This is a genomic window from Arthrobacter sp. SPT-J7, from assembly GCF_059089965.1.
Genome location: NZ_JBNHFF010000176.1, coordinates 1 through 7,060, shown reverse-complemented (window position 1 = coordinate 7,060; position 7,060 = coordinate 1). Strand labels below are relative to the sequence as shown.

Genomic DNA, 7,060 nt, shown 5'->3' with positions numbered 1-7,060 from the left:
CCGGTGTCCCGTACCGGTGCACAAGGTACCTGTAGGCCCGCCGCGCCTCGATGACCGTCACCTTCTGTTCCAGGATGATGGGCACGAGCTGGTCGACCATGCGCCCGCTGGACGGAAGCCGCAGGGCCAGGCTTCGCCGTCGTGCCTCCCGGACCATGCGGGGGAGGGTGGCGTGGAAGGCTGGTTTATCAAAGGCCCGCCAATCGTCGTCGGCACCCAGGAGCCGCGGGGCTGACCCGACGGCAGCGGAGGCGCCCGGGCCCCAGGCCTGGACGTCGACGCGGTGCTCCAGCTCGCTGCTGCCGGCCGTACTGAGCCGCACTGTGGCAGGGCCCTCTGCGGTGGTGAAGGCATTCCAGATGACGCTTCCCTGGACGCTGAAGGAAGGATCGCTGGTGCCGCGCAGGAGCGGGTTGAGGGTCCGGGCCAGATCATAAGGGCCGTTTGGATACCACCGGAGCGAGGCGTCCGCGGCGGCCGCCAGCCGCACAGGTGCCTCTACGATCGTCATGCGCCAATCGTCCCACGCGCCGCTGACAACGTGCCCGCCGTGCCGGTTCCGGGGCCGGAGTTTCTGTCCGAATATGCCCGGGCAGCGGGTCTCGGGAGCTCGCGTATCCGGACCAAAACTCCGCTCGCACCCCGCTCTTAACGGGCAACAGGCAGAGGACTAGACTCCCAGATGTGGTGCGGAAACGCTGCACCGAAAGCTCGAAAGACCAGGAGGAAACATGGGTGGAGTAGTGCATTTCGAAATTCCCGCGGACGACCAGGAGCGGGCCAGGAGCTTCTACAAGGAGGCCCTCGGCTGGCGGATCGATCCCGTCCCGGGCATGGACTACAACATGGTGGTCACCACGCCCATGGACGAGTCCACGGGACAACCCACGGAAGCAGGCGCAATTAACGGCGGCATGATGGCCCGGGAGGCAGACCTGGCGAACCCCGTCCTCACCGTGGACGTGGAGGACATTGAGGCCACGCTGAAGACAGTGGAGTCTTTGGGCGGCGCCGTAGTGCGGGCCAAGGAAACCATTCCCGGGATGGGCTCCTTCGCATACTTCAAGGACACCGAAGGCAACGTCATGGGCCTCTGGGAGAACCTCCCCGCTGACGGGGAGGCACAGGGCGCCGGGTAGGGGAATGCGCCTGCGGAAGCGGTAGCTTTGTACTCATGAAGTACGCCCAGTCCGTCCTGGACCTCATCGGCAATACCCCGCTTATCAAGCTCAACCACGTGACGGAGGGCGTCAAAGCCACGGTCCTGGTCAAACTGGAGTACCTGAACCCCGGCGGATCCATCAAAGACCGCATCGCGGCGAAAATGGTGGAGGATGCCGAGCGGGACGGCAAGCTGCAGCCCGGCGGCACTATCGTTGAACCCACGTCCGGAAACACGGGCGTGGGCTTGGCGCTGGTGGCGCAGCAAAAGGGCTACAAGTGCATCTTCGTGGTGCCGGACAAGGTGGGCGAGGACAAGCGGGCAGTGCTGCAGGCCTATGGCGCCGAAGTGGTGGTGACACCCACCGCCGTCCCGCCGGACAGCCCGCAAAGCTACTACGGTGTCTCGGACCGGATCGTCCGCGAGACGCCCGGGGCGTACAAGCCGGACCAGTTCTCCAACCCCGCCGCACCCGGCAGCCACTACCTGACCACCGGCCCCGAGATCTGGCGGGATACTGACGGGAAGGTCACCCACTGCGTCATCGGCGCCGGCACGGGCGGCACCATTACCGGCACCGGCAGGTACCTCAAGGAAGTTTCGGCGGGCCGGCCGGCGTCCGACGGCGGGACCGTCCGGATCATCGGCGCCGACCCCGAAGGTTCGGTCTACTCCGGCGGCACCGGGCGCCCGTACTTCGTGGAGGGCGTGGGGGAAGACATGTGGCCCGCCAACTACGACAAGTCCGTCCCGGACCAGGTGATCGCCGTCAGCGACGCCGACTCGTTCGCCATGACCCGGCGCCTGGCCCGTGAAGAGGGCCTGCTGGTGGGTGGATCCTCAGGCATGGCTGTGGTGGCCGCGCTGCAGGCGGCGCGGGACCTGCCGGAAAGCGCCGTCGTCGTCGTGATCCTGCCCGACTCGGGCCGCGGCTACCTGGCCAAAATCTTCAACGACCAGTGGATGCGTTCCTACGGCTTCCTCTCCGGCGGTGAGGAGACCTCCGTAGGCGAGGTCATCAGCTCCAAGAACGGCGAACTGCCGGACCTGGTGCATATCCACCCCAACGAGTCGGTCCGCGATGTCATCAACATCATGAACGAGTTCGGTGTCAGCCACATCCCGGTCCTGTCCCAGGAGCCTCCGGTGGTGATGGGCGAGGTGCTGGGCGCGGTGGATGAGCGCACCCTCACCGCCAAGCTGTTCCGCGGCGAAGCCAAGCTGACGGACAAGATCTCCGAACACATGGGTCCGAAGCTGCCGGTGATCGGGTCGCTGGAAACCATCTCCGCCGCGAGGGAGCTGCTCTCGGACGTGGACACCGTGATGGTCACCTTTGTGGGCGCTCCCGTGGGGATCCTCACCCGCCACGACCTCCTGGCCTACCTCAGCAACTGAAACTGCAACACCGCCGATAAAGGAGCATCATGTCCGTATCGAAGAACCAGGGTTTCAACACCCGCGCCGTCCACGCTGGCCAGGATTTCGAGCCGCGTACCGGTGCCGTTGTGCCGCCCGTGCACTTCGCCACCACTTACGCGCAGGACGGCATTGGTGGCCTCCGCCAAGGGTACGAGTACAGCCGTGGCGGCAACCCTACCCGGGATGCGCTGCAGGAACAGCTGGCAGCCCTGGAGTTGGGAACGCATGCCTTCAGCTTCGGCTCCGGCCTCGCGGCGGAGGATTCCCTGATCCGCGCCCTGACCGGGCCAGGGGATCACATCGTGCTGGGCAACGACGCCTATGGCGGGACCTACCGGCTCATCAGCCGAGTGCTGGGTCCATGGGGGATCGGCAACACCCCCGTGGACATGGCGGACCTGGACAGAGTCCGGCAGGCTGTTGAGGCCAACAAGGCACGCCTGCTTTGGGTGGAAACGCCGTCCAACCCGCTCATGAAGATCACGGACATTGCCGCGCTCGCTGGCATAGCCCACGACGCCGGTGCCCTCCTGGTCGTCGACAACACCTTCGCGTCCCCCTACCTGCAGACACCGCTCGCCCTGGGTGCCGACGTCGTGGTCCACTCCACCACCAAGTACATCGGCGGCCACTCGGACGTGGTGGGCGGCGCCGTCGTCGTCAAGGACGCGGAGCTGGCGGAGAAGATCGGTTTCCTCCAGTTTGCCGTAGGGGCCGTCTCGGGTCCCCTGGATGCCTTCCTTACCACCCGCGGCCTCAAGACCCTGGGCGTCCGGATGGACCGGCACAGCCTCAACGGCCAGGCGGTGGCGGAGTGGCTGCTGGAACGGCCCGAGGTTGAAAGCGTCCTCTACCCGGGGCTGCCGTCACACCCTGGCCATGAGCTGGCCAGGAAGCAGATGCGCAATTTCGGCGGCATGGTGTCGGTGCAGTTCAAGGGCGGCGAAGCTGCCGCAAGAAAGGTGGCAGAGTCCACCAAGGTGTTCATGCTGGCGGAGTCGCTTGGCGGCATCGAGTCACTCATGAACTACCCGTCAGAGATGACGCACGCCTCGGTTAAGGGCACCGAACTGGCAGTTCCGGTGAACCTCCTCCGCCTGTCGTGCGGCATCGAGGACGTGGAGGACCTGGTAGCCGATCTCGACCAGGCACTCTCCTCCATCCCCTGAAGCCGCCATGGAAACCGCTGCCGAAGGCCCTGTCCGTAACGTAGCCCTGATTACCGGTGCAGGCCGGCTTGCCTCCATCGGCGCGGGCATAGCCCGCCAACTGGCCGCCGAAGGCTGGGACCTGGTGCTGGCGTACTGGCAGGACTACGACGCCCGGATGCCCTGGGGGAGCGAGCCGGACGACGTCGTCCGTTTGACTGCCGAGCTCGAAGCGATCGGCGCCCGCGTCCATCCGCTGCCCGCCAACCTGGAGGACCCCGGCACCGCCGATCGCCTGTTGGCTGAAGCGGTGCGGCTGGCCGGTCCGCTGCAGGGAATGGTGCTGAGCCACGCCGAGTCGGTGGACTCCGGCGTCCTGGACACGAGCCTGGAATCCTTTGAGCGCCACTTTAAGGTTAATACGCGGGCCAGCTGGCAGCTGATTGCCGCTTTCGCGCGGCAGGCAACGGCGGACGGCGGTGCCATCGTTGCGCTGACCAGCGACCACACAGCGTTCAACCTGCCCTACGGCGCCTCCAAGGGCGCGCTGGACAGGATCGTCATTGCCGCTGCCCGCGAGCTGGGGCCGCAGGGCATCTCTGCCAACGTCCTCAACCCGGGGCCGGTGGACACAGGCTGGATGGATGACGACACGCGGGAGGCCCTAACCGCCCGGCAGCCCACCGGCCGCCTGGGCACTCCTGCCGACGTCGCCGGTACTGCGGCGTTCCTGCTTTCGCCTGCCGGCCGCTGGGTCTCCGGCCAGCTCATCAAGGCCGACGGCGGCTTCTCCGCCTAGCTCGTCTTGGCGGGAGTCCTGCCAGTGAAGTAGGCGCGGGTTGCCGGCAGGAACCGGCAGACGATGGCGAGCACCACTCCGAGTGCCAGAAGCACCACACCGCTGATGAACGCCCCGCCGACGCCGAAGATCTGGGTGTCACCGTACGCCGGGTCCCACATCTGCACCGCCGAGATAAAGAAGGCGGCGGTCAGCAGCAGCGCGCCCACCAGTGGCAGGATGCCGCGGAACCAGAGGTTACGTGCCGAGTGCCGCAAGGTATCCCGGAAGTACCAGAAGCAGGCGAAACCGGTGAGGGCGTAGTAGAAGGCGATGAAGAGGCTGATGGCGCTGATGGAGTCAGAGAGCAGATTTTCGCTGAGGAAGCTCATGGCCACGTAGTAGGTGACGGCCGCACCGCCCATGACCTGGGTGGAGAAGCCGGGAGTCTGGTTCTTCGGGTGCACCTCGCCGAACTTGGCCGGCAGGGCGCCGTGCACTCCCATGGACAGGGTGCCGCGTGCGGTGGGCAGGATGGTGGTCTGGGTGGAGGACAGGACCGAGGCGAGCACTGCGACGACGATCAGCCAGCCCCAGGGGCCGAGCACCACGTCCTTCATCGCCAGGAAGACATCGTCCTGGTTGGCCTCATTGCCCAGGCCGATGCCCTGTGTGCCCACAGTTGCGTACATCATCACCAGGAGCGCCACGGAGACGTAGATGGCCACCAGGATGAAGGCGGAGAGCACTGCACCGCGGCCGGGGGTGGTGGAGGGGTTTTCGGTTTCCTCGTTGACCGCCAGGCAGGTGTCCCAGCCCCAGTAGATAAAGAGGGCAAGCAGTGCGCCGTGGACCACTGCGCCGGGATCGGCGAAAGCCCCTGCGGGGTTGAACCACTCGAAATCAAAGGGCTGCCCCTCCGGTGCGCCACCAACAATCCGCATCACGATGGCCAGCGCAAAAATGCCCAGCGCGATGTACTGCACGTAGGTCAGCACCCGCTGCACGTGTTCGCCCAACCGGATGCCCCGGTAGTTCACCAGTGTCATCACTGCGATGAACAGGACACCTGTGGCGGTAACTACCAGCTTGTTCGCGGCCAGCGAGCCGTCACCGACCAGAAGCCACAGGTACTGGCCCGCCACCTGCGCGAGGTTGGCAAGGACCACGATGCCGGCGAGCGCAACACCCCAGCCACCCAGCCAACCGGCCCAGGGTCCAAAGGCCCGCCGGGACCAGGTGAAGGTGGTGCCGCAGTCCGGGATGGCGCTGTTGAGTTCGCGGAATGCGTAGGCGATGAACAGGACAGGGATAAAGCCAAGCAGCAGGATCAGGGGAGTGTAATTTCCGTTCACCGCAACGATAAGGCCCAGCGTGGCCGCCAGCGAATACACCGGCGCCGTCGAAGCCAGGCCCAGCATGACGGAGTCGCCAAGGTCCAGGATGCCGGCGCGGAGCCCCTTGGGCGGAACGGAGGTGCCGGGCCCGCCGCCCGGTCCTCCCGCCGTCGTGGTTTCTGTGCTCATTGTGTCACCGGACTCATAGTGCGATACCTGCTTTGCTGGAGTGGGCCGCGGCCGAGAGCGGCGCCGGGGCGTCAATGGTGTTGGGCACGAACCTGCAGAAGTAGTCGGTGATGGGGCCATCCGATTCGCGGATCCCGCAGCCCACCGACTCACCGTCCACCACCCAGAGGCCGAGGACGGGATGGTTGCCGTCGAAGTCCGGCAGCGGATGGTACTGCTGGTAGCACCAGCCTTCGCGACCATATCCGCCGGGTTGTTCCAGGCTGATGCCCTGGGCGTGGATCTTGATGTTGTCGCCTTCGCGGCCGTGCAGCGGTTTGGCCACCCATTCCTTGAGCGGCCCCGGTTCGTTCAGGTACGCGGGCAGCAGGTTGGCATGACCAGGGAACAGGTGCCACAGTGCAGCGAGTAGTGCCTTGTTGGAGAGCAGCATCTTCCAGGCGGGTTCAACCCAGCGGGGATTGTGGGCGCGCTCAAGCAGCCGGGGTCCGAAAGGTTCCTTCATCATCAGCTCCCACGGGTACAGCTTGAAGATGGTGCTGATCATGAAATTGTCCAGGTCCACAAAGCGGTTCAGGTTGGGATCCCAGCCGATATCGGACATGTTGATCCCGATGGTGGTCCAACCCGCCTGGCTGGCCACGTCCCGCATGTAGGCCGCCGTCATCCAGTCCTCGCCGGACTCCTCAACCTCGGAGTGCGCCACGTGCAGGGTGCTCATGCCCGTGCGGTACTGCATCTTCTTCCACTGCCGGATCAGCGCTTCATGGATGCCGTTCCACTGGTCCTTTGCAGGGAAGACGTCCTGCAGCCAGAACCACTGGGCCACTGCGGCCTCGATCAGGCCAGTGGGGGTGTCCGCGTTGTACTCGAGCATCTTGGCGGGCCCGCCCTGCCCGTCGTAGATGAAGTCGAACCGGCCGTAAACATCGAGATCGCCGGCCTGCAATGATTCCGCAGCCAGCTCAAGGGCCTGCGGTCCGATGCCTATGTCCCCCATGGCGCCGGTGGCCAGGAACCGGGC

At 65.8% G+C, this 7,060-nt stretch carries 7 protein-coding genes; 4 read left to right on the top strand and 3 right to left on the bottom strand.

Features of this window, described 5'->3' with window-relative positions; translation table 11 throughout:
• Positions 1 to 511 (bottom strand): DNA glycosylase family protein (locus tag AC5RWX_RS28445; RefSeq protein ID WP_494099597.1); only part of this gene is annotated, 511 nt, incomplete at its 3' end.
• Between the two features lie 220 nt (positions 512 to 731).
• Between AC5RWX_RS28445 and AC5RWX_RS28440 the strand changes: the two genes are divergently transcribed.
• From AC5RWX_RS28440 to AC5RWX_RS28425, 4 genes are read left to right on the top strand one after another with little or no spacing between them, the layout of a single operon-like run.
• The gene (locus tag AC5RWX_RS28440; protein ID WP_494099596.1) at positions 732 to 1,139 is read left to right on the top strand and encodes a VOC family protein; all 408 of its coding nucleotides are present in this window, start codon (positions 732 to 734) and stop codon (positions 1,137 to 1,139) included.
• 35 nt (positions 1,140 to 1,174) lie between these two features.
• Entirely contained in the window at positions 1,175 to 2,560 is a 1,386-nt protein-coding gene (locus AC5RWX_RS28435) for a cystathionine beta-synthase (protein ID WP_163161767.1), read from the top strand.
• A gap of 29 nt (positions 2,561 to 2,589) precedes the next feature.
• Positions 2,590 to 3,753, top strand: a complete 1,164-nt coding sequence (locus AC5RWX_RS28430) for a cystathionine gamma-synthase (protein WP_494099595.1) — start codon at positions 2,590 to 2,592, stop codon at positions 3,751 to 3,753.
• Between the two features lie 7 nt (positions 3,754 to 3,760).
• Entirely contained in the window at positions 3,761 to 4,531 is a 771-nt protein-coding gene (locus AC5RWX_RS28425) for an SDR family oxidoreductase (protein WP_494099594.1), read from the top strand.
• Here AC5RWX_RS28425 and AC5RWX_RS28420 read toward each other — a convergent pair.
• Together AC5RWX_RS28420 and AC5RWX_RS28415 are read right to left on the bottom strand one after the other, a co-directional pair.
• Complete coding sequence (locus tag AC5RWX_RS28420; protein WP_494099593.1) at positions 4,528 to 6,036, bottom strand: APC family permease; 1,509 nt, start codon at positions 6,034 to 6,036, stop codon at positions 4,528 to 4,530. The two genes, AC5RWX_RS28425 and AC5RWX_RS28420, sit on opposite strands and share 4 nt — an antisense overlap.
• A 13-nt stretch (positions 6,037 to 6,049) precedes the next feature.
• The coding region (locus tag AC5RWX_RS28415) for a glutathionylspermidine synthase family protein (RefSeq protein ID WP_494099592.1) at positions 6,050 to 7,060 on the bottom strand (1,011 nt) is incomplete at its 5' end.